21 protein-coding genes and 1 pseudogene are annotated in these 22,273 nt (G+C 72.2%); 11 read left to right on the top strand and 11 right to left on the bottom strand.

The window, feature by feature from the left end:
• Positions 1-22: 22 nt before the first annotated feature.
• The 3 genes from KBX46_RS00170 to KBX46_RS00160 form a co-directional block, all read right to left on the bottom strand.
• Positions 23-523, bottom strand: coding sequence for a hemerythrin domain-containing protein (locus KBX46_RS00170; protein WP_099853849.1), 501 nt, complete (start codon positions 521-523; stop codon positions 23-25).
• 80 nt (positions 524-603) lie between these two features.
• The gene (locus tag KBX46_RS00165) at positions 604-1,473 is read right to left on the bottom strand and encodes an NAD(P)H-hydrate dehydratase (protein ID WP_088948327.1); all 870 of its coding nucleotides are present in this window, start codon (positions 1,471-1,473) and stop codon (positions 604-606) included.
• Positions 1,457-2,185 (bottom strand): histidine phosphatase family protein, encoded by a 729-nt coding sequence (locus tag KBX46_RS00160; protein ID WP_210789454.1) that lies wholly within the window; start codon positions 2,183-2,185, stop codon positions 1,457-1,459. Before KBX46_RS00160 ends, KBX46_RS00165 begins: the two co-directional genes overlap by 17 nt.
• Before the next feature lie 58 nt (positions 2,186-2,243).
• Between KBX46_RS00160 and KBX46_RS00155 the strand changes: the two genes are divergently transcribed.
• The 3 genes and pseudogenes from KBX46_RS00155 to KBX46_RS00145 all read left to right on the top strand — a co-directional run.
• Positions 2,244-3,266, top strand: a complete 1,023-nt coding sequence (locus KBX46_RS00155) for a DNA polymerase domain-containing protein (protein WP_210790770.1) — start codon at positions 2,244-2,246, stop codon at positions 3,264-3,266.
• Positions 3,267-3,464: 198 nt separating this feature from the next.
• Positions 3,465-3,791: a hypothetical protein gene (locus tag KBX46_RS00150; protein WP_088948325.1), complete on the top strand. Its 327-nt coding sequence runs from the start codon at positions 3,465-3,467 to the stop codon at positions 3,789-3,791.
• A 21-nt stretch (positions 3,792-3,812) separates the two neighbouring features.
• Positions 3,813-3,947: pseudogene (locus KBX46_RS00145) on the top strand (ATP-dependent DNA ligase); the annotation flags it as partial.
• 4 nt (positions 3,948-3,951) lie between these two features.
• Here the strand turns inward: KBX46_RS00145 and KBX46_RS00140 are convergent.
• Entirely contained in the window at positions 3,952-4,458 is a 507-nt protein-coding gene (locus tag KBX46_RS00140) for an Lrp/AsnC family transcriptional regulator (RefSeq protein ID WP_210789452.1), read from the bottom strand.
• A gap of 106 nt (positions 4,459-4,564) precedes the next feature.
• On the opposite strand from KBX46_RS00140, the gene pdhA reads away from it, so the two are divergent.
• The 4 genes from pdhA to KBX46_RS00120 all read left to right on the top strand — a co-directional run bounded on the left by pdhA (position 4,565) and on the right by KBX46_RS00120 (position 9,947).
• Positions 4,565-5,731 carry a pyruvate dehydrogenase (acetyl-transferring) E1 component subunit alpha gene (gene pdhA / locus KBX46_RS00135; RefSeq protein ID WP_088948323.1) on the top strand — a complete coding sequence of 389 codons (1,167 nt, stop codon included), beginning with the start codon at positions 4,565-4,567 and terminating at the stop codon, positions 5,729-5,731.
• Entirely contained in the window at positions 5,728-6,744 is a 1,017-nt protein-coding gene (locus KBX46_RS00130; RefSeq protein ID WP_199177261.1) for an alpha-ketoacid dehydrogenase subunit beta, read from the top strand. Before pdhA ends, KBX46_RS00130 begins: the two co-directional genes overlap by 4 nt.
• Positions 6,741-8,105 (top strand): dihydrolipoamide acetyltransferase family protein, encoded by a 1,365-nt coding sequence (locus KBX46_RS00125; RefSeq protein WP_210789451.1) that lies wholly within the window; start codon positions 6,741-6,743, stop codon positions 8,103-8,105. Before KBX46_RS00130 ends, KBX46_RS00125 begins: the two co-directional genes overlap by 4 nt.
• A 162-nt stretch (positions 8,106-8,267) precedes the next feature.
• Entirely contained in the window at positions 8,268-9,947 is a 1,680-nt protein-coding gene (locus KBX46_RS00120; protein ID WP_231927402.1) for a right-handed parallel beta-helix repeat-containing protein, read from the top strand.
• 118 nt (positions 9,948-10,065) lie between these two features.
• Here KBX46_RS00120 and KBX46_RS00115 read toward each other — a convergent pair whose 3' ends face one another.
• Both KBX46_RS00115 and KBX46_RS00110 read right to left on the bottom strand, forming a co-directional pair.
• Entirely contained in the window at positions 10,066-12,165 is a 2,100-nt protein-coding gene (locus tag KBX46_RS00115) for a PQQ-dependent sugar dehydrogenase (protein ID WP_210789446.1), read from the bottom strand.
• A gap of 22 nt (positions 12,166-12,187) precedes the next feature.
• On the bottom strand, positions 12,188-13,144 hold the full coding sequence (locus KBX46_RS00110) for a sugar phosphate isomerase/epimerase (RefSeq protein WP_210789444.1): 957 nt from the start codon (positions 13,142-13,144) through the stop codon (positions 12,188-12,190).
• Positions 13,145-14,010: 866 nt separating this feature from the next.
• On the opposite strand from KBX46_RS00110, the gene KBX46_RS00105 reads away from it, so the two are divergent.
• Positions 14,011-15,261 (top strand): Ig-like domain-containing protein, encoded by a 1,251-nt coding sequence (locus KBX46_RS00105; RefSeq protein ID WP_371410013.1) that lies wholly within the window; start codon positions 14,011-14,013, stop codon positions 15,259-15,261.
• A gap of 108 nt (positions 15,262-15,369) precedes the next feature.
• Here the strand turns inward: KBX46_RS00105 and KBX46_RS00100 are convergent, their stop codons facing one another.
• Positions 15,370-16,386, bottom strand: a complete 1,017-nt coding sequence (locus tag KBX46_RS00100; protein ID WP_210789440.1) for an SMP-30/gluconolactonase/LRE family protein — start codon at positions 16,384-16,386, stop codon at positions 15,370-15,372.
• A 183-nt stretch (positions 16,387-16,569) separates the two neighbouring features.
• Between KBX46_RS00100 and KBX46_RS00095 the strand changes: the two genes are divergently transcribed.
• Positions 16,570-16,956 (top strand): STAS domain-containing protein, encoded by a 387-nt coding sequence (locus KBX46_RS00095; RefSeq protein ID WP_210789438.1) that lies wholly within the window; start codon positions 16,570-16,572, stop codon positions 16,954-16,956.
• A gap of 55 nt (positions 16,957-17,011) precedes the next feature.
• Here KBX46_RS00095 and KBX46_RS00090 read toward each other — a convergent pair whose 3' ends face one another.
• A complete protein-coding gene (locus tag KBX46_RS00090) occupies positions 17,012-17,404 on the bottom strand; it encodes an FKBP-type peptidyl-prolyl cis-trans isomerase (RefSeq protein WP_088948315.1) in 393 nt (130 codons plus the stop codon).
• 263 nt (positions 17,405-17,667) lie between these two features.
• On the opposite strand from KBX46_RS00090, the gene KBX46_RS00085 reads away from it, so the two are divergent.
• Complete coding sequence (locus KBX46_RS00085; RefSeq protein ID WP_210789436.1) at positions 17,668-18,627, top strand: TerC/Alx family metal homeostasis membrane protein; 960 nt, start codon at positions 17,668-17,670, stop codon at positions 18,625-18,627.
• Between the two features lie 48 nt (positions 18,628-18,675).
• On the opposite strand, the gene KBX46_RS00080 is transcribed toward KBX46_RS00085, so the two are convergent.
• The 3 genes from KBX46_RS00080 to KBX46_RS00070 are packed head-to-tail and all read right to left on the bottom strand — an operon-like array spanning position 18,676 to position 21,155.
• The gene (locus tag KBX46_RS00080) at positions 18,676-19,401 is read right to left on the bottom strand and encodes a helical backbone metal receptor (protein ID WP_210789427.1); all 726 of its coding nucleotides are present in this window, start codon (positions 19,399-19,401) and stop codon (positions 18,676-18,678) included.
• 36 nt (positions 19,402-19,437) lie between these two features.
• Positions 19,438-20,022 (bottom strand): hypothetical protein, encoded by a 585-nt coding sequence (locus KBX46_RS00075; RefSeq protein ID WP_210789424.1) that lies wholly within the window; start codon positions 20,020-20,022, stop codon positions 19,438-19,440.
• Positions 20,019-21,155: an Asp23/Gls24 family envelope stress response protein gene (locus tag KBX46_RS00070; protein ID WP_210789422.1), complete on the bottom strand. Its 1,137-nt coding sequence runs from the start codon at positions 21,153-21,155 to the stop codon at positions 20,019-20,021. The genes KBX46_RS00075 and KBX46_RS00070 overlap by 4 nt, the downstream gene beginning before the upstream one ends.
• Positions 21,156-21,335: 180 nt before the next feature.
• Between KBX46_RS00070 and KBX46_RS00065 the strand changes: the two genes are divergently transcribed.
• Positions 21,336-22,208 (top strand): phytanoyl-CoA dioxygenase family protein, encoded by an 873-nt coding sequence (locus KBX46_RS00065; RefSeq protein ID WP_210789419.1) that lies wholly within the window; start codon positions 21,336-21,338, stop codon positions 22,206-22,208.
• The last annotated feature ends 65 nt before the right edge of the window (positions 22,209-22,273 follow it).

Raw genomic sequence — 22,273 nt, 5'->3', positions numbered from 1 at the left:
CCCTTCGGTGTGAGCAGGCGCCTCAGGCGGTCACCGCGTCGATCGCCTTCTTGATCGCCTTCGGGTCACTGGGCGTACGAGGGGCGTCCGCCCGCAGCGCGATCATCTTCTCGCCGATCTCCTGCAACTGCTTACGACCCAGGGCCTCGCGGACCTTGGGGAACCACTCTTCTTCCTCCTCCTCGACGTGGTGCGTCACGTTCTCGATCAGCACCGTCGTCTTGGCGTTGAAGTGCTCGTGGTCCGCGTCCATGGCGGCCAGCTCGGCGCAGAGCACGTCGGCCACGTGGTGCTCCTCGTACGACTCGAGGATGTCGTCCTCCAGGTCGGGCAGCAGCCGGCGGACCTCCGGGTACATCACCTCGTTCTCGAGGTAGGTGTGCACGGTCAGGGCCTCGATGATCTGCCCGACCAGCTTCTGCCGCTTGCTCGCAGGCCCCTCCTCGGCATCCTGGAAGGCCTTGAACAGGCGGCGCATCTCCTTGTGGTCCTCTTTGAGCAGGACGATGGCATCGGTCGACACCGGTATGACCTCCCTGAAAAGTCTCGGCTGGTGGGGTTCCGGTACCCCCACGCCGAACGCGGAAAACAGGTGAAACCGCCTCAGACCATCGCCAGGGTGCGGGGGATCTCGTCGAGCAACTCCCGAGCCAGAAAGCCGATCCGGCCGTAGCGGGGGATCAGCCGCTGACCGCTCACCGCGTGCGCGAACGAGCCCCAGCAGGCGGCCTGAGCCGGGTCGGCTCCCCGGGACAGCAGCCCCGCCAGCAACCCGGCGAGCACGTCCCCGCTGCCGGAGGTGCCCAGCCCGGCGTCGCCGCTCTCCTCCCGCCAGCCCCGCCCGTCGGGGGCGGCCACGTGCCCGTACAACGAGACGACCGCCTCGTAGCGGACGGCCAGCTCGGCCGCCTCGGCGTCCAGGTCGTCGCCCGGGTCCCGCCCGAGCAGGTGACCGGCCTCGGTGACGTTGGGCGTGAGCACCACGGGCCGGCCCGAGCCGACCAGCAGGTCCGGTGCGTGGCTGAGGGCACCGAGCGCGTACGCGTCGAGCACCAGTGACGTCTGCGGCCGGGCCGCGTCCAGGACCAGGCTCAGCAGGCGGTTGGTCTCGTCGATCGCCTTCAGCCCGGGGCCGAGGGCCACCACGTCGGCCTGCGCGACCAGCTCGCCGAGCTGGCCGTCCCGGTCGGCGGCGACCGCGCCGTCGGCGGTCTCCGGCAAGCCGACCACCAGCGCCTCGGGCACCTCGATGCTCAGCGTGGCGGCGGTGGACTCGGCGGCGGCGAGCTGGAGCACCCCGGCCCCGGCGCGCAACGCGGCCACCCCGGCGAGGAGCACCGCGCCCGGGGTGAAACGGGAGCCGCCGACGACCAGCACGGTGCCGCGGCTCTCCTTGCCCCCGGCCGGCACCGGCAGTGCCCAGTCCCGCAGCAGCCCCGGCGTGATCACCTTCACCTCAGACCGGCTCGGCATGGATCTCGTCCTCCTTGGTTGGCCGGGCGCCCTGCTGCCGCAGGTGCTCGACACGGTTGAAGGCGGTGAGCGCCAGTCGGCCCTCGTCGGCCGACCACTCGGTGATCGAACAGTTGGCGATCACCTCCTGGCGGGTGAGCGCCATCAGCTCATCCTCGGTCAACCCCTCCACCAGATAGCGAAGCAGGAAGACCAGCGCGTCGTGGCCGAAGAGCAGCACCCGGCTACCCTCGTGGTCACGGCGCAGGTCGCCCAGCAGCGTCCGCAGCCGCAATGCCACGTCCGTCCACGACTCGCCGCCCGGCGGCCGGTAGTAGAACTTGCCCAACCGCTCCCGACGGTCGGCCTCGTCCGGGTGCCGCCGCCGCACCCCGTGCCCGGTCAGCCCGTCGAGGATGCCCAGCTCCCGGTCGCGCAGCCGCTCGTCGCGGTGGACGGGAATGTCGGTGCCGGCCAGCGCCAGCCGGGAGGTCTGCACGGCGCGCAGGTACGGCGACACCACCGCCACGTCCGGGCGCTTCGCCTCCGGCAGCTCGGCCAGCCAACGGCCGGTCGCCCGGGCCTGGTCCTCGCCGGTCGCGGAGAGCGGCACGTCGGCGTCGCGGTGGGTCAGATCGATCAGCTCCGCGCCCGACGCCTCGGCGTGCGTCGCCGCGACGTTCGCGGTGCTCTCGCCGTGTCGGACGATCCAGAGGGTTGCCAGTTCCGCCATGCGGCACCCCTACCCGGGCGCCACCGACGGTAACCGTGTCCGGTGATCCGCCATGCCGATGTCCGCTCGGTGGGCGTCCGGCGTGGGGGCAGGTCGTACCCTCGGTGGCGTGGCGACGGCGGCCGAGGAGATCCAGGTGGGGGAGCGGCTGGTCCGCGTCTCCAGCCCCGACAAGCCCTACTTCCCGGAGCGGGGGCTGACCAAGCTGGACGTGGTCCACTACTTCCTGGCGGTCGGTGACGGCATCCTGCGTGCCCTGCGGGACCGGCCGACGATGCTGGAGCGCTGGCCGCGTGGGGTCTTCGAGGGCGCGACGATCGCGACCCGACAGACCAACCGGGGCGACGCGTTCTACCAGAAACGACTGCCGGCAGGCGCGCCCGAGTGGGTACGCACCGCGCACATCACCTTCCCCAGTGGCCGTACCGCCGACGAGATCGCCCCGAGCGAGCTGGCCGTGGTGATCTGGGCGGCCAACCTGGGCACGTTGCGTTTCCACCCGTGGCCGGTCAGCGCCTCCGACGTGGAACGCCCCGACCAGCTGCGCATCGACCTCGACCCGATGCCCGGCGTCGGCTTCGAACAGGTGGTGCCGGTGGCCCGCGAGGTCAACGCGTTCCTCGCCGAGCTGGGGATGACCGGCTACCCGAAGACCACCGGTGGGCGGGGCCTGCACGTCTACCTGTCGATCGAGCCGCGGTGGAGCTTCGGTGAGTGTCGCCGGGCGGTGCTCGCCCTGGGTCGGGAGATGCAACGCCGGTTGCCGGAGCTGGTCACCACCACCTGGTGGCGCGACCAACGCGACCGGCCGGTCTTCATCGACTACAACCAGATGGCCCGTGACCACACGGTGACGTCGGCGTACTCGATCCGGCCGACACCGCAGGCCCTGGTGTCGGCGCCGCTGGAGTGGGCGGAGCTGGACGACGCTCGCCCGGAGGACTTCGACGTGCTCAGCATGCCGGCCCGCTTCGCCGAGCGTGGCGACCCGCACGCCGGCCTGGACGGCGACCGGCACTCGCTGGAGCCGTTGCTGGAGCTGGCCGACCGGGACGGGCTGGAGGCCCCACCGGAGCGCTGAGCGCTCAGGCCCAGGGGCTGTCGGCCCCCGTCGAAGGCGCGCGGCGCGGCCACTCCGGCGGGCAACACTGCGCCGGGGTCAGGGGGAGCGGCCGACCACCAGCACGGTGCGCCAGCCACAGTTGTCGGCTTGGGGGCAGCGCCACGACGGTTCGATACGGAACAATGTGTCCGGGGCGACCGGTGGGGATGTGTCGATGTGACGATCGTGCGAGGTCTGCGGGAAGCGCTTCTGTTGTTCGTGATCGCCGGGGTGCTGGTCGCGGTCGCGGCAGCGATCTGGGTGGCGGTCGCCGGCGGCGAGTACACCAACCGGCTGGGCATCGCGTTGATAGTGGTGGGCGGGCTCCTCGGTGTGACGGGTGACCTGACGATGAGTCGGATCGGCATGCTGGGCCCGCGCGCCATCTTCGGCGCCGCATCGGAGCGCGAGACTGCCGGCGGCGGGCGGGTGCTCACCGGGGTCGGCATCTTCCTCTTCGTCGGGCTGCCACTGATTGTGGTCGGCGCGCTGCTGATCGCCTGACCGAGCGGCAACCTCGCCGTCGACGTGCTCAGCATGCCGGCCCGCTTCGCCGAGCGTGGCGACCCGCACGCCGGCCTGGACGGCGACCGGCACTCGCTGGAGCCGTTGCTGGAGCTGGCCGACCGGGACGGGCTGGAGGCCCCACCGGAGCGCTGAGCGCTCAGGCCCAGGGGCTGTCGGCCCCGTCGAACTCCTCGAACACCAACCAGGTGCGGGTGGACAACACCCCCGGGATGCTCTGCACCCGGCCCAGCACCACATCCCGCAGCGCGGCGTTGTCCGGCGCGCGGACCAGCGCGAGCACGTCGTGGTCGCCACCGAGCAGCGCGGCGTGTTCGATGTAGCGGACCCGGGCCAGCTCGGCCGACACCTCCCGCCAGGTGTTCTGCTCGATCGTCAACGCGACGTACGCCGAGGTGCCCAGCCCGGCAGCCTCGGGTGCCACCTGTGCCCGGAAGCCGGTGATCACCCCGTCGCGCAGCAGCCGCTCCACCCGCGCGTACGCGTTGGTGCGGGAGATGTGGATCCGCTCGGCGAGGGTGCGCACCGACGTTCGACCGTCCCGGACCAGCTCGTCGAGGATCCGTCGGTCCACCTCGTCCAGGGCTCGGGCCGATCGTCCCGATCCCGCCGCCCGGCCCGCGCCGTCTGCGGTCTCCTGGCTCACTGCCGGTCCCTCCCCATGCCAACCGTCCCGCCTTCTACGTGGATCTTGAGTCAATCATCCAACAGGCGGAAGCATAGGCTCACCACACGTCCCAGGAGGTTCCGCCGTGACGACCACTCCCCAGGCGGTCCGCAGGGCATCCCCGCGCACCCGTCGGGCGGCCACCCCGCCCGACCCGGCGCGCCCGCTGCTGCCGAACACCGAACCCGTCCGCCTGCTCGACCCGACCGGCACGCCGCTGCCGGCCCGCACCGACTATCCGGAGCCGCCCGTCGAGGTGCTGCGCGAGCTGTACCGCCGGATGGTGCTCGGCCGCCGCTTCGACACCCAGGCGACCGCCCTGACCAAGCAGGGCCGGCTGGCCGTCTACCCGTCCTCGCGGGGCCAGGAGGCGTGCCAGGTCGGCGCGGTTCTCGCGGTCCGCGACACCGACTGGGTCTTCCCCACCTACCGCGAGTCGATGGCGCTGGTTGCCCGGGGCATCGACCCGGTCGAGGTGCTCACCCTGCTACGCGGCGACTGGCACTGCGGCTACGACCCGACCGAGGTGCACACCGCACCGCAGTGCACCCCACTCGCCACCCAGTGCGTGCACGCCGCCGGCCTCGCGCACGGCGAGGCGTACCAGGGGCGCGACACGGTGGCGCTGGCGTTCATCGGTGACGGCGCGACCAGCGAGGGTGACTTCCACGAGGGGATCAACTTCGCGGCCGTGTTCAAGGCGCCGGTGGTCTTCTTCGTGCAGAACAACCGGTACGCGATCAGCGTCCCGCTGTCCCGGCAGACCGCCGCGCCGTCGCTGGCCTACAAGGGCGTCGGCTACGGCGTACCCAGCGAGCAGGTCGACGGCAACGACCCGGTCGCCGTGCTCGCCGTCCTCACCCGCGCGGTCGCACACGCCCGCGCCGGCAACGGGCCGTTCCTCGTCGAGGCGCACACCTACCGGATGGAGGCGCACACCAACGCCGACGACGCCAGCCGCTACCGCGACGGCGCCGAGGTCGACGCCTGGCGTGACCGGGACCCGGTCGCCCGCCTGGAGACCTACCTGCGCGCCCGTGGTGTGCTCGATGACGCGGCGGTCGCCGAGGTCGCCGAACAGGCCGAGGCGTACGCGGCGGACCTGCGGACCCGGATGAACGAGCAGCCCACCGTGGACCCGATGAGCCTCTTCGACCACGTCTACGCCGAACCCACCCCGCAGCTGATCGAACAGCGCGAGCAGGTCCGCGCCGAGCTGGCCGCCGCTCGCGACGAGGAGGGTGACGCCTGATGGCCACCACCATGGCGAAGGCGCTCAACACCGCGCTCGCCGACGCCCTCGCCGCCGACGACCGGGTCGTCGTCTTCGGTGAGGACGTCGGTCAACTCGGTGGCGTCTTCCGGATCACCGACGGCCTCCAGGCCCGCTTCGGCGAGAAACGGTGCTTCGACACCCCGCTCGCCGAGGCCGGCATCGTCGGTTTCGCGGTGGGCCTGGCCATGTCCGGGCTGCGGCCGGTCGTCGAGATGCAGTTCGACGCGTTCGCGTACCCGGCGTTCGAGCAGATCGCCTCGCACGTGGCGAAGCTGCGCAACCGCACCCGGGGCAAGCTCAGCGTGCCCATCGTCATCCGGGTGCCGTACGCCGGCGGCATCGGCGGGGTCGAGCACCACTGCGACTCGTCCGAGGCGTACTACGCGCACACCCCCGGGCTGAAGGTGGTCACCCCGGCCACCGTCGAGGACGCGTACTCGCTGCTGCGCGAGGCGATCGACGACCCCGACCCGGTGGTCTTCATGGAGCCCAAGAAGCTCTACTTCGGCAGCGCCGAGGCGGCCCTGCCGACCCGGACCGAGCCGTTCGGGCGGGCCGTCGTGCGTCGGCCGGGACGCGACGCGACCCTGGTGGCGTACGGGCCGGCGGTGCCGGTCGCGCTGGAGGCCGCCGAGGCCGCCCGCGAGGAGGGCTGGGACCTGGAGGTCGTCGACGTCCGCACCATCGTGCCGTTCGACGACGAGACCATCGCCGCCTCGGTCCGGCGGACCGGCCGGTGCGTGGTGATCCAGGAGGCGCAGGGCTTCGCGGGTGTCGGCGCGGAGATCGCGGCCCGGGTGCAGGAGCGGTGCTTCCACGCGCTGCACGCCCCGGTGCTGCGGGTCGCCGGGCTGGACATCCCGTACCCGGCGCCGATGCTGGAGCACACCCACCTGCCCGGCGTGGACCGGGTGCTCGACGCGGTGGCCCGGTTGCAGTGGGACGACCAGCCGGACCCGCGCTGGGCGGCGCAGGGCAGCGCGGCATGACCACCGTCGAGCGCACGCAGGTCTTCCTCCTGCCCGACCTGGGCGAGGGGCTGAGCGAGGCCGAGATCGTCGAGTGGCGGGTCGCCGTGGGCGACATCGTCACCGTCGACCAGAGCGTGGTCGAGGTGGAGACCGCCAAGGCGGTCGTGGACGTGCCCTGCCCGTACGCCGGCCGGGTCGTCACCCTGCACGGCGCGGCCGGTGAGGTACGCCCCGTCGGCCAGCCGCTGATCACCATCGCGCCCCTGGACGGCGGCGACGAGCCGGCCGGGCACGCCACCTACCGCGAGGAGGAGCGGGCCGGCTCCGGCAACGTGCTGATCGGCTACGGCACCGGGCACGGCGGTGCCACCCGGCGCCGGCGTCGACCCCGCCTGTCGCTGGCTCCCGAACCGGCCACTGCCGGTCCCGCTCGCGGGTCCGACGTGGTTGGCGACACCGGTCCGACCACGGGCGGTCATCCCGCCGCAGCCGCGGCGACCGCCCTGGTCATCTCGCCGATCGTGCGGCGGCTGGCCCGCGAGCAGGGCCTCGACCTCGCCACTGTGCGGGGCACCGGACCGGGCGGGGTGATCCGCCGCGCCGACGTGGAGGCGGCGCTGGCCGTGCCCGCAGCCCGGCTCGCCGCCGTGCCCGACCCGCACGTCGCGCTCGCCCCGGCCGGGGACGGCGACGTCATCATCCCGCTCACCGGCGTACGCAAGGTCATCGCCGACAAGCTCTCCCGCAGCCGGCGGGAGATCCCCGAGGTGACCATCTGGGTCGACGTGGACGCCACGGGGCTGCTGGAGACCCGCGCGGCGATCAACGCGGCGACTCCCGACGCGCCGGTGAGCATCCTGGCCCTGCTGGCCCGGATCTGCCTCAGCGGACTACGCCGGTTCCCGCAGCTCAACGCCCGGGTCGACACCGAGGCGCAGCGGATCGTCCAGTCCGCCGGCGTGCATCTCGGCATCGCCGCGCAGACCGACCGGGGTCTGCTGGTGCCGGTGCTGCGCGACGCCCAGCGGCTCACCACCGCCGAGTTGGCCGCCGAACTGGCGGCGACCACCGCCGCCGCGCGAGCCGGCAGCCTCCCGCCGGCCCGGCTGACCGGAGGCACGTTCACGCTGAACAACTACGGGGTGTTCGGCGTCGACGGCTCCACGCCGATCATCAACCACCCCGAGGCCGCACTGCTCGGCGTCGGGCGGATCGTGGACAAGCCATGGGTGGTCGACGGGCAACTCGCCGTGCGCAAGGTGACCCAGCTCAGCCTCACCTTCGACCACCGGGTCTGCGACGGCGGGGTGGCCGGTGGCTTCCTGCGCCACGTCGCCGACTGCGTGGAGCGCCCGGCGTTGCTGATCGCCGCCGTCTGACGGCGTACACCTCCCGGCCCATGTCCGGGGTTGCCCGGCGTGCGTCGCCGGGCCGGGGGTTTCCCGGCGTGCGTCGTCGGGCCGGGGGTTTCCCGGCCGTGTCATCGGGAAGTCGGCCCCGCCGGAACGCACCGCACGCGTCGAAGGGAGCCACCTGTGGCCGTGGCGAACGAGCTGCTACTGAACTCGGTCCGGGTACGACGACCCGCCTCGGCGGGCGCGCCCCTCTACTGCGACGCGCTGGAATACGGGCTGACCGGTGACGGCGCAACCAATGACCAGCCGGCGCTGGCCGCCCTCGTGGAACGTCTCGGCGCCGGTTACGCCTCGGACGGGCGGGCCCGCGTCATCTACTGCCCGCCGGGCATCTACTCGATCCGGGACGCGGGGACGGTGTGGCGCAGCGGTGTCTCCTTGATCGGGGCCGGCCCGGCGGCGACCCGGTTCATGCTCAGCAACGAGGGCAACCGGGCCGATCCGACGCCGCTGGCCTTCTGGACCACGGTGCAGCACGGCGCCGACCGGGACCGGCACATCGCCGACTGCACCTTCTCCGACTTCCAGATCGACGGCTCCGGGGTCGCGATGGCCGAGTACAGCTACCTGGCCAAGGGCCTCGGTATCCAGTACATGGTGCGGGGCGTGTTCCGCAACCTCTACATCCACCACACCGCCGCCACCGGGTTGGGCTGCGACTTCCTCCAGGACTCCCTGATCGACGGCGTGGTGGTGGTCGGCTGTGGTCGCCTCGACAACGGCGAGCAGATCGGCGGCGCCGGCATCGGGATCGGCATCGGCGGGTGGGGCCCGGTGGAGCGGCTGACCATCGCCAACTGCACCGCCCTGGCCAACGGCACCAACGGGATCTTCCTGGAGCTGCAGAAGGACTACTGGGAGCCGCCACGCGGCTACCGCATCATCGGCTGCCACAGTCAGGGCAACCGGTTCGGCATCTCCGACTGGGGCGCCGACGGTCTGATCGTCTCGGCCTGCACGATGACCGGCAACCTGGAGACCGGCTTCGACGTGTCGTCGCAGGGCACCTCGTCGGTGGCCGGCCGGGGCGGGCTGCTCACCGACTGCGTCATCGACGGCAACCTGCGCGACGGGGTCAGCATCGGCAACACCCCCGGCCCGTACACCGTCCGGGGCAACCGGATCAGCGGCAACGGCCAGCACGGCTATCACACGCGCAACCTCAGGCGCGGCTACCAGGGCGCGATCCGGGACGTGGTGATCGAGAGCAACGAGATCTGGGGCAACGGGTTGGACGCGGTCCGGGTCGACCACCAGATGACCGACGCGGTGGTGCTCAACAACCGGATCCGCAACAACGGGCGACAGTACGCCGAAGGCACCGGCGGGACGGGTGATGCCGTGCGCTACGGCGAGCGGTCCGTGGTGGACCGGTCGGCCAACTGGCCGCACGACGGGCACCGGGGCAAGATGCTGCGGGTCGGACGGTCCGTCGCCATGGTCGCCGGCAACACCGGCGACGAACTCACCCTCGCCCCGGTCCGCCCGGACGCGTTCAGCGCGTGGAGCGGGGACATCCCGCCACCGGGATGTGGATACGAACTGGCTGCCGCGCCGAAGCGGCGGGCCGGCATCACCATCGACGCGCCGTTCGACTCGGCGACCATCCGCGGCAACCGGATCTGGGACAACCACGACCACCAGACCCAGACGCACGGGCTGTGGATCACCGATCGGGGCAGTTGCGTGGGCAGCCGGGTGGAGGACAACGACCTCGCCGGCAACGCCGACGAGGGGATGCAGCTCGACACCCCGCCGGTGGGCGGACGCTGGCGGGACAACCACGTCGACAGCGACTGGACCTGAGCGACCACCCGGCGGCGGAGGTCAGCCGGGCAACGGCCCTCGACCTGCGGTCGGTGGTGGAACGAGGAGCGGCGGCGACCGGATCACTCGGGTCGCCGCCGCTGTCATCGTGAGGTGATCAGCCGGCCAGACCCGCCACCGGGTCCGGGTCCAGTACGACAGTGGCCGAGGCCGACTGCGGCGGCACACCCGGCTCGGTCGGCGCGTCGGTGTACTCGGCGACGAACACCGCGGTCAGGTTGTCCGCGCCGCTGTGCCCACCGTCCACGAAGGTGGGAATCGTCCCGGAGCACCCGGTCGCCGTGGAGAGCGGGTGCCCGTGCTCGTCGTGCCCGAGCACGTAGGTGACCTTCACCCGGGAGCAGTCCACCGGCAGGTCGTCGGTGACCTTCACCTCGTACGCGACGGTCTGCCCGAACTGGAACGGCTGCCCGGCCACCGGGGCGACGAACTCGATGATCGGCGCGGTCGGCCCGACCACCAGCGGCAGGGTCGCCGAGGCGGAGCGCCCGGTGCGGTCGGTCACCTTCACCGTCGGGGTGTACGAGCCGTTCTCCTGGAACGTCCACGTCGGGTTGGGGTCGGTGCTGTCCACCGAGCCGTCCGCGTTGAAGTCCCACGCATAGCTGAGCCTGTCACCGTCCGGGTCGGTGGTGCCGGCGCTGGAGAACGCGACGGTCAGCGGAGCCTGCCCGACCGTCGGGGTGCCACTGATCTTCGGGATCGGCGTCCGGTTGCCCCGGACGAAGTCGATCCGGGACAGCTGGGCGTCCGGGTTCTCGGCGAAGTAGCCGTCGCCGTACTCCAGCACGTAGAGCGCGCCGTCCGGGCCGAACTCCATGTCCATCGGGTTGTCCACGACCAGCGATGGCACCACCGGCCGGATGTCGGTGACGTCACCGTCCTCGTCGAGGCGGAACTCCTTGATGTAGTCGCGGGTCCACTCGTAGAACAGCGGCACCCCGTCGTAGTAGGCCGGCCAGCGGGTACGCGACGTGCTGGTCCCGTCGTAGTCGTACGCCGGGCCACCCATCGGGCCGATGCCGCCGGAACCCAGCTGCGGGAACTCCCCGGAGGCGGCGGAGGGATACCAGACCTCCGGCTGCTCCACCGGCGGCAGGATCCGCTTGCCCGTGTTGTGGGGTGAGTCGTTGACCGGGCGCTTGCAGTTGAACTTGGCGCCGGACTGACCGGTGGCGAAGTCGTAGTCGCGGTAGGCGATCGTCGGCGTGACGCAGTACGGCCAGCCGTAGTTCGCCGGCTTGTCGATCCGCATCCAGCGGCCGTGCCCGGCCGGCCCGCGCTCCGGGTTCGGGTTGGAGGCGTCGGGGGAGTAGTCGCCCAGGTACACGTCGTTGGTACGCCGGTCGACGGCGAACCGGAACGCGTTGCGCAGCCCCATCGCGTAGATCTCCGGGCGGGTCTTCGCCGTGCCCGGCTTGAACAGGTTGCCGGCCGGCACCGTGTAACCACCACCGGCCTTCACCTTGATACGCAGCAGCTTGCCGCGCAGGTCGTTGGTGTTGGCCGAGGTGCGCTGGGCGTCGTACGCCGGGTTACGGTCGGCCCGCTCGTCGATCGGGATGTAGCCGTCGGAGGCGAACGGGTTGGTGTCGTCACCGGTCGACAGGTACAGGTTGCCCAGGCTGTCGAAGTCGATCTGGCCGCCGACGTGGCAGCAGATGCCCCGGTCGGTGGGCACGTCGATGATCTGCTGCTCGCTGGCGAGGTTCAGCCTCATCCCGTCCAGCTTGAACCGGGACAGCCGCAGCGCGCCCTTGAACCGCTGCCAGTCGGCTTCCGTGCCGACCTCCGGCGCGTCCCCCTCGTTGACGTCGGGCGTCGCCGGGTCGTCAACCGGTGTGTTCATCGGCGGCGAGTAGTAGAGGTAGACCCACTTGTTCTGGGCGAAGTTCGGGTCGATGGCGACCCCCTGCAGCCCCTCCTCGTCGTGCTCGTACACGGGGATGTCAGCGGCGAGGGTGTTCAGCCCGGTGCGCGGGTCGTGGATGCGGACCTCGCCGGTGCGGGAGGTGTGCAGCACCCGCAGGTCGGGCAGGACGGCGAGGCTCATCGGCTCGCCCGGGAAGTCGTTCAGTGTCACTTTCTGGAAGCTGCTGTCCGGCGGTGCGGCCGGTGCGGCGGCCGCGGCTGACGGTGGTACGACCAGGCCGGCCGTCACCAGCAGCAGGGCGGACGCGAATGCGGTCCTGTTCATCAAGTGGTCCCCCGAGATGCTTTCAGTACCGGAGTGAAGCGAGATAGTCGAAGCCGACCCGGGCGGTGTCCAGGGCGTCGGCGGGGGAGCGTGGCGGGGTGCCTGCGTCGTCGCGCTCCACGATGTACTCCTCGATGCCGGCCTCGCGCTCGTGGGCGAAGATCCGACCGAAGTCGATGAGGCCGTCGCCGAGGTCGGCGAAACCGCCCTCGACGTCGAGGTCCTTGACGTGCACCTGACGGATCCGGCCGCGGTTGGCCCGGATCACGTCGACCGGGTCGTGCGCACCCCGCCAGGTCCAGTAGAGGTCGAGCTCGAAGTGGACCAGTCGGGGATCGGTCTGCCCGGTGAGGATGTCGAACCCGGTCGAGCCGTCGGTCAACGGCACGAACTCCAGTTGGTGGTTGTGATAGCCGAAGTCGAGCCCGGCACGTTCGGCCATCCGGCCGGCCTTGTTCAGGTCGCGCGCCAGGGCCCGGTAGACGTTGGGGTCCCGGATCGCCTGGCCGCTCGCGTCCCGACCGAAGTACGGGTGGACGATCTTCCTGCACCCCACGACGTTCGCGTCGGCGAGGGCTTGTTCCCAGGTGGCGGCGTCGAACGGCTGCGGGATGCCGGTGTGCCCGGAGGTGGCGCGCAGCCCGGCCTCGTCGAGAGCCGCCCGGAACTGCGCGGCGGTGCGTCCGACGAAACCGGCGTGCTCCACCCGCCGGTAGCCGATCCGGCGCAGCGCGTCCAGGGTGCCGGGCAGGTCGGCGGCGAGTTGATCGCGCAGCGTGTAGAGCTGGATGCTGATCCGGTCCACCGGAACCCGGCGCCGGCCGTGGGACTGCGCGGCGGGCGCGGCGGCGGCCGGAGCGGCGAACATACCGGCAGCGCCGACGGCAGCGGCGGAAACGGTCGCGGCGCGCAGAACCGCACGGCGGCTGACCGGCTCGGACACCGCTGTCGGCTCCGGTTGGTTGATCTGTTGATCCATGGTGGTGGTCCCTTCCTGACGGCTGGCATGCCGTCTACGGCAGTCGACCTGGCTGCCGTCGCCCGGACGCGCCGAACCGGCCGGAGGCTGGCTCCGGCTGGACGGTGAGGGACGGTGCTCGGGTGCGGCCCGGACCCCTCGGGGGCGGAACGCGGCGACCCGGCAGGGTGGCGGCGAGCTGATCGACGAATGGGCAACCCTCTATCTGGATCGTGACCCTACCCTTGCCTCCGGACGAAGGCAAAGCTTCGTCGTGATCGGCAGAAGTTTCGCCCCAACTGACAAAAGTCCGCCCCCGAGGTGCGCCGCCTGCCGCGACCTCCTACTTCCGCGCCGCGCCGCGCCGCGCCGGGCCGCGCCGGTCGCGCCGGGTCGCGTCGTTCGCGCCGGGTCGCGTCGTTCGCGCCGGGTCGCGTCGTTCGCGCCGGGTCGCGCCGCGCCGCGCCTCGCCGCCCCAGGGTGTGATCCACTCGCGTTCATGGAAGTCGCGGTGTCCGGGACGTCCCGATACCCCGACTTCCATGAAACCGAGTCGATCATGACGGGTGCGACCCTCGCACGCCTCGTTCGCGCCACTTCCGCCCAGGCGGGCCCAGGCGGGCCCAGGCGGGACCAGGCGGGACCGGGCCGGGCCAGGCGAGACGCCCTGATCCGGACAGCCGGTGTGGCGGTCGCTCAAGCAGAGCAAAGAGCGTGACACGGGTCGCTTGAACGCCTCATCCGCCAAGCGGAACATTGGCGGAAAATGCGTCGATAAATGCGCCTCCGATTATTTGCGAATGCCGTGGATGCCCCTGTCGAAGAAGCGAGAATGTGACAGAGGGAAGTCAAAAACGGGGGGACTGAACATGACGTCTAGGCGGCGATTGACGATGTTGGCGGTAACCATCGCAGCCGCACCACTCGTCCTGGGTGGGTGCACCGCCAACCGGGAGTCGGCGACCGGTTCGGCCAAGGGGCACGCCGCCCCGCCGGAGCTCGCCGTGACACCGGGGGACAAGACCCGCGACGTGCCGGTCAGCGCCGAGGTGGGCACCGTGGTCAAGGGCGGCCGGGTCACTGGCGTACGCCTCACTGACGACAAGGGCAAGCAGGTCAACGCCGAGCCGCGCGAGGATGGCTCGGGCTGGGTGCCGAGCGCGCCGCTGCAACCGCGACGGACCTACACCGCCGAGGTGACCGCCACCGGCGACTCCGGTGCCACCACCACTCGCACCACCACGTTCACCACGATGGCGAAATCCGCCAAACCGCAGATCACCAGCACTCTCTATTTCGTCGGCAATCGGACGTACGGCACGGCGATGCCGGTAACCGTCGCCTTCGACCCGGGAATTCCGAAAGAGGCCAGAGCGGATGTCCAGCGGCGGTTGTTCGTGAAGACGAATCCCCCGCAGCCGGGCACCTGGTCGTGGCTCGAGGACGGAAGTCAGGTCTATTACCGGGCACCCGATTTCTGGAAGCCGGGGACCACGATCAGCGTGCGGGCCGGCCTGGAGGGTCTGCCGATCGGGAAGGACCGGGTCGGCGACTCCGAGCGGACCGCGACCTCCAAGATCGGACGCCAGGTCTCACTGGAGATCGACAACGCCACCAAGCAGATGACGGTGATGCGCGACGGCAAGCAGGTCCGCCGGATCCCGGTCAGCCTGGGTAAGCCGAGCACCCCGAGCTCCAGCGGCAAGATGGTGATCATGGAGAAGCACCAACGGACCACCTTCGACACCCGGGGTGAGCCCAACGGCGGGTACGTGGTCGACGTCGACGACGCCCAGCGCTACACCTGGGGTGGCGAGTTCATCCACTCCGCCCCGTGGTCGGAGGGGGACCAGGGCAACACCAACGTCTCGCACGGCTGCGCCAACGTGTCCGCCACCGCGGCGGACTGGTTGATGGGGGTGACCCAGGTCGGTGACCTGGTCACCGTCAAGGGCACCGAGGTGGAGTTGCAGCCGGGCAACGGCTGGACCGCGTGGAACGTGAGCTGGGACGAGTTCGTCCGGGGCAGCGCCCTGCCGGTGCCGCCCGGGCTCAAGCCCGCGCCGGTCGCCCCGGCGCACCCGGGAGCGGTGGCCGGCGGGTCGCCCGCCCCGGCACCCTCGGTCAGCGGTCGCTGAGTCACCGCCGCCAGCCTTCGGGGCCGGCCCGCCACCTGGCGGACCGGCCCCGTCGTCGCCTTGACGTCGTCGAGGCAAGGGCCGCACCGACAAGGGGCGTGGGAGCGATCACCCCAGCGGTACGCGGGCCACCCCGGTCCCGATCAGGCTGCCCAGCCACAGGTAGTCGCCGTGCTGGCGTACCCCGGTGATCATCCGGTAGTGCCCGTTCGGACCGTGCAGCGTCCGGCGGACCCCGCCGTCGCCGTCGACCAGCGCGACCAGCCCGTAGCGGCGTGGCTGTGGCTGCATCGCGTCGGGCAGCAGCGCGGCGATCTGGCGCAGTCGCGGGTGCGGCAGCAACCGTTCGGCGATCGGCACCCGTGGGCTGGGCAGCGCGATCCAGTACGTCCCGTCGCCCACCGCGGCGAGATTGTCCGGGTACGCGGGCAGGTCGGCCAGGACCCGCACACCGCCGCCCAACTCCACGCGCAGCAGACGGTGGGTGCTGGTCTCCACCAGCATCAGGGCCGACTCGTCCGGGGTCAGCGCGATCCCGTTGGGGAAGTACAACCCGTCGGCCACCACCTCGGTGCGACCGCTGCCCGGGTGGTAGGCCAGCACCCGGCCGTTGGGGCGGTGCTCCAGCAGGTCCCGTTTCCAGTGCGACACCGGGAACCGGTCGGAGCTGTCGGTGAAGTAGATGGTGCCGTCGCGGCCCACCGTCGCGTTGTTGGCCAGGTGCACCGGATGTGTGGTCCCGGTCAGTTCGCGTACCGTGCCGTCGGGCGTGACCCGCAGCAACCCCCGGTACGCGTCGCAGACCACCAGGGCCTCGCCGGACGGGTCCAGCTCGATGCCGAGCGGCCGGCCACCGGTCTCGGCCAGCAGCCGGGGTCGGGTGCCGGCCGGCGCGTCGACCGGCCACCACCAGAGTCGACCCTCCTCGTCGCCGCTGATCACCCGCCCGGTGCGGTCGATGAGCACGTCCTCGGGCCCGACGGCGCCGTCGGGGAGGGGCAGCACCTCGGCCTGGTCGAGCCGGCGGTCGGTGGGAGCCCACGCCCCGGTCAGTGCCGGAGGGACGGTTGCCGGCTCGCGGACGGGACGGATCAGCCGGGGCGGCCGGGGCCGGGGGATCAGCATCCGCCTATTCTCCACCGCCGCTGTCGGCCGTCCCCGTTTCGCCGCTCGCGCGGCGTGCCGACGGTCGCCCCCCGGCTCCACCCTGAGGGGGATGGGCAGCACCTCGGGGTATGACCCTGGGCGTACCCGGAATCACTCCGCGGAGGGGCGAAACTGTCGGGGGTGGGGGCTAGATTTCAGGGCATGGAAGAGCACAGCGACCGGCTCGACGTGCAGGTCAGCGTGGGTGACCGGATGGTCCTCATGCGGGTGGCCGGCGAGGTCGACATCGCCACGGTCGCGGCGTTCCGTTCCGCGCTGTGGTCCGCGCCGCCTCGTCCGGTCCTCCAGTTGGACCTGTCCGAGCTGCGGCTGCTCTCCGCCGCCGGCATCCGCACCCTGCTCGCCGCGCATCTGCGCGTGCGGGCTCGCCGCGGCGAGCTGGTCCTGGTCGACCCGAGCCCGGTGGTGGCGCGGGTGCTGCGCGCGACCGGTCTGCACCGCGTGATGCCGATCCTGGAGCCGGCCCGGGTGGTCGAGGCGGCGCGCCGCCCGCTTCCCGCGACCGCGCACCTGCAGCTGGTCGCCTGACCCGAGGCGCGGCGCGAGGGCCGCCGGCGTGAGCCGGCGACCCCCGGACAATCGGTCAGCGCACGCCGAGCAGGTCGACGATGAAGATCAGCGTCTCGCCCGGCGCGATGACGCCGGCCGCGCCCCGGTCGCCGTACCCGAGGTGCGGCGGGATGGTCAGGCGGCGGCGGCCGCCGACACGCATGCCCACGACGCCCCGGTCCCAACCTGCGATGACCTGACCGCCGCCGAGCGGAAACTCGAACGCCTCACCCCGGTTCCACGACGAGTCGAACTCGCCGCCGGTGGAGTGCGACACCCCGACGTAGTGCACGCTGACCAGCTGGCCTGCCTCGGCCTGCGGGCCGTCGCCCACGGTGATGTCCTCGATCACGAGGTCGGCCGGCGGTGCACCCTCGATCGGACCCACCTCGGGCTTGCCCGATCGGGCGCCTGCTGCCTGGTTCATGCGGGGATCTCCTGCCGTGTTGGGTGATGTGTCCGGTCACCGTCGATCCTGCCGGATCGCCCCTCACCGATGTGCGGCGGACCCGCCACCTGCTCGATCGCCCACCGCGCCGCGCCGCCGGTGGCAGGGCCGACGGCCACGACGAACCCCTCGACGGTACGACCAGAGGCGCCGGACTTCGACCGACCACCGACGTAGGGCCGGCTGTTCGCCTAGGCTCGGGAGCGGCCGGCCGGCGGGGTGCGGGCGGTGCACCGTGGTCGATGCGGAGGGCGTCGGTGGCTGAGGCGACGGTCACGGTCCCGCTGTGGGCCTGGGCGGCGGTCAGCGCGGTGATCGCGGTGATGCTCACCGTGGACGTGCTCCTGCACCGGGACAACCACGTCATCGAGCTGCGCGAGGCAATCCTGTGGAGCGCCGTCTGGATCGGCGCGGGCCTGCTGTTCGGGTTGGTCGTGTGGTGGGGCCTCGGCGGCGACCCGGCCATCGCCTACTTCTCCGGTTACCTGTTGGAGAAGGCGCTCTCGGTGGACAACGTCTTCGTCTTCGCCCTGCTCTTCGGCTACTTCCAGGTGCCGCCCGGCTACCAGCACAAGGTGCTGTTCTGGGGCGTCGTGGGGGCGCTTCTCTTCCGACTGCTGTTCATCTTCGCCGGTGCCGAGCTGCTGGACCGGCTCGCTTGGGCCGGGTTCGTGCTGGGTGCCTTCCTGATCTGGACCGGTTGGCGGCTGGCCGTACGCGGAAAGCCGGACGTCGACCCGGACCGCAACGTCGTGGTCCGGTTGTTCCGTCGGCTGGTGCCCACCGACGCCCGCTACCACGGCGACCGGTTCACCGCCCGGGTCGCCGGCCGGCGGGTGGCGACGCTGCTGCTGGTGGCCCTCGTCGCGATCGAGGCCACCGACGTGGTGTTCGCCATCGACTCGGTGGCGGCGATCCTCGCCATCACCACCAACACGTTCCTGGTCTGGACGGCCACCGCGTTCGCCGTCCTGGGTCTGCGCAGCCTCTACTTCTGCCTCGCCGGCCTGCTGCGACACTTCGGTTACCTGCGGTACGGGCTCGCACTGCTGCTGGCCTTCGCGGGGCTGAAGCTCATCCTCGCTGAGACGCCGGTGGGCAAACTGCCGGTCTGGTTGACCCTCGCGGTGGTGGTGCTGACCCTGGCGGTCTCCATCGGCGCCAGCATCCCGGCCGCGCGGCGTCCCGGAAACGGCCGCTGAGGCGCCAGGCCGCCGGAGCCGGCGGTTGAGCCGCCGGCCCGCGTCGGGTCAGCCCACCACGACCGGGCGGGACAACTGCTCGGCCAGCAGGGCGGGCGCCTCGACCAGCGAGGGGCCGTACCAGGTGAGGTGCCGACCGGAGAGCAGGGCGCACGGTACGCCGGGGAACGCTTCGGGCCCGTCGTCGGCCGTGAACCGGTACGGCTCGTCGGGCAGCACTACCAGCTCAGGCTCCCGCTCGCGCAGCTCGGCAAGCGTGGGACGGGGATAGCGCTCGGGATGCTCGTCGTAGGTGTTGACCACACCGAGCCGACGCAGCACGTCACCGGCGAACGTGTCGCCGCCGAGCACCACCCACGGCCGACGCCACAACGGCACCACCGCCCGGCGGGGCGGGGCCAGCCGGGGCGGCTCGGCCCACGCCCGCCGGGCGTCGCGCAGCCAGGCCGGCTCGGTCGGCGCCCCCAGCTCGGCGAGCAGCTCGCCCAGCTCGGTCAGAGCGCCCGCGACCGTACGCGGATAGGTGACCCGCACCGGCACGCCGGCCGCCCGCAGCGCTTCCGCGTCGTCGCGGCGGTTCTCCTCCACGTTCAGCAGCACCAGATCCGGCCGCAGGGCGCGCACCCGGTCCAGGTCCGGGTACTTGCTGCCGCCGACCCGGGCGACGTCGAGCCCGGCTGGGTGGCTGCACCAGTCCGTGGCCCCGACCAGAACTCCCGGCACTGTCACCGCCACCGCCTCGGTCAGTGACGGCACCAACGACACCACCCGCACCCGCGCACCTCCGTCCGCCACCGGTCCCGGCACCGATCATGCCCGTCGTGGCAACCCCGGTCCGGGCCGGCGGGGCTCGATGCGGGCGGTCACGTCGAGGTGCGCAGGTGTGCAGCCGGCGGTCGTCGCGAACCGGCGGACCGCGGCGTCGACGTGCTCGCGTATGGCGTCGGCCCGGGCGTCGGCCGCCATATCCACCCGGATCCACACGTCGGGACGTCCCGGTATGCCGGTGAGCACCACCCGGGCCCGGCGCACCCCGGGGTCGCCGGTCAGGTCGCGCTCCAGTGCGTCGACGAGCACGTCGGTAGCCAGGCGGGTGCGTCCCGGGTGGCGTCCGGGGTGGCTCAGCATGCCGTGCAGTGCCTGGCGGGGCCGACGTAGCTCACGGCCCAACAGGCGCTGCCCGGTGAGGGCAGTCAGCGCTCCGGCGACCGCCGCGGCCACTGTGCTCCACGGCGCGGCCACTCGCCACGCGTCCAGCAACCCCGCCCCGAGCAGCGGCGCACCCGGGTCGCTGCCGGGCAGCGCGCCGAGGCTGGCCCCCAAAGCTGTCGCTCCGAGCGCCACCAGCAGCAGCGCGACGACGGTCCACAGCAGCCGGTGGGCGGCGTCCGTCATGCCGGCCGCCGGCGGGGCAGCAGCCGGATCTCGATCCGGCCGACACGATGCGAGGCGAGCTGCCGCAGCTCCTGGCTCACCGCGAACTCGACCTCCGAACGGGCCGCCGGGTCGCCGGTGGCTCGCACCCGGGGGCGCCACTGGTCACCGTCCCGCCGGATGCGCACCCGTGCTTGGCGTACACCCGGCACGGTCGCGGCCGCCTCGGTCAACCGGCGTTCCAGGCACCGCCGCCGCAGGTGCCAGCCGTCCCGCTCGTCGATCCGCAGCCGGGCCGGTGTCCAGCGTCGCAGCTGGGCGGCCAGGATCACCAGGCCCAGCAGTACGGCCCCGCCGGCCACGGCGCGAACCTCCAGGTCGTGCCAACGAGTGCTGGTCAGCGCGTCGTACCAGCCGGTGCGCGCGAGCAGCGACGCCGGGCGACCCAGCGTGACCAGCAGCGCCTGTACGGCCAGCAGCACACCACCGGCGAGCAGGGCGACGGCCAGCAGCACCGTGGCGGCCCGGTTGATCGTCGGCATGTCGGCCTCCGGCCGCCGGACGGGCCGCCCTGCCTCAGCGCTGTCCACCCCGGGGACGAGCAGGTCGTCCACAGTGATGGTCACCGCGGTGACGCCGACGCCGGTTCCGGCGGCCACCCGCTCGGAGACCGCCACCCGGACCGCCTCGGCCACGGCGGGCACGCTGTGCCCGTACGAGGTGACCAGGTGCAGGTCGAGCCCCACGGACCCGCCGCCCAGACGCACGGCGGTCGGGTGGGCGCCGGTCACGCCGGACACCCGGCGGGCCGCTTCGACCGCGATCCGTGCGACGTCCGCCGCCGTGACGGTGCCCGGCTCACCGCGGTCCGGCCCGGCACGACGTCGACTGGTCGGATACCGGCCCGCGTCGGCAGGCGTGGTGGGGCTGCTGGTCCGGATGACGCGTGTGGTCCCTGTGGTGCCGACGGTCGGGCGGATGGCGACGGGCCGCGAAGGAAGCCGGTGGTGTCGGCCCGCGCGATCAGCGCGAGGGCGCCGGCGGATGGTCGGGTCACCGGCCAGTCGGGGCCGGCGGACGCGACGCGGGTCATCCTGACGCTGGCCAGCGGCCAGACCGCTCCCGGCGGGGGTGCCGAGCTGTTGTCGCGACATGCTGACCTCCCGGCCGGTCCGCTACCGGCGACCCGGCTGAATACACCCGCCGCGCACCCGTGGAACACGACTTCGACGTGACCTGCGTCACACGTTCGCCTCGAGCGCTGGCACCGGTTGTTGGTTCTTGACACGCTTCTACAACGTTGTAATCCACGCTTCGACCCCCAGGAGCCCCCGATGCGCGTCTCCCCGGCCCCACCAGCGGCGTCGCCCGCCCACCCCACGTCCGTCGCCCCGGACGAGGTGCCGGTCGAGGCGCTCGGCGACCTCTACCGCGACGGCATCACGGCCTGCCGGGGCGCCTTCGACGTGGCGTGGGTGGACCAGGTCGGCGAGGATGTCGCCGCCGCGTTCGACGAGGCGCGCTCCCGGCCCGACGGTGCCGTCGGACGAGGCCCGCAGCGCTGGTACGTGGAGATCCATCCGGAGCAGCTGCGGGGCTTCGTCGACCTGGTCACCCAGCCCTGGGTGGTGTCGGTCTGCCAGGCGGTCCTGGGCCCGGAGTACGAGATCGTCGAGCTGGGCTTCGACATTCCCTTCCCCGGCGCTGCCATGCAACCGTGGCACCGGGACTTCCCGATGCCGGAGGAGACCCGCAGGCAGCGGCGCCTCACCTCGTTGGCGTTCAATCTGACCACCGTCGACACGGTGGAGGAGATGGGGCCGTTCGAGATCGCCCCGGGCACCCAGTGGGACCACGGCGCCGACTTCGACCACGAGATGTTCCCGCCACGGGAGCGCTACCCGCGCTACCAGCAGCGGGCGGTGCGCAAGTACCCGCAGCGCGGGGACATCTCGGCCCGCTCGGCGCTGACCATCCACCGCGGCACCCCGAACGTCTCCCGGTCCGCCCGCCCCGTGCTGGTGCTCGGCGTCGACGCCCCGGGAGCGGGAAACGCCGCCCACCACGACATGGCCGTCACCCGCGGCTACTGGGAGAGCCTGCCGCCGTTGGTCCGGGAGCACCTGCCCTGCCCGGTCGTGGACCGGCTGGAGCCGATCCGGCAGAAGCACACCATCGAGGGCCTGGTGATGGGCGCCGCCGAGTAACGGTCGGCCGGGTACGCCGGACCGGCCGCACCGCCGAGGTGCAGGTCATGATCGACCACCTAGAC

The organism is Micromonospora sp. C81, from assembly GCF_018070425.1.
In the GTDB taxonomy this organism is placed as follows: domain Bacteria; phylum Actinomycetota; class Actinomycetes; order Mycobacteriales; family Micromonosporaceae; genus Micromonospora; species Micromonospora zamorensis.
Note: the sequence above shows the minus strand (reverse complement) of the source record. Positions and strands in the feature narration are given on the sequence as shown.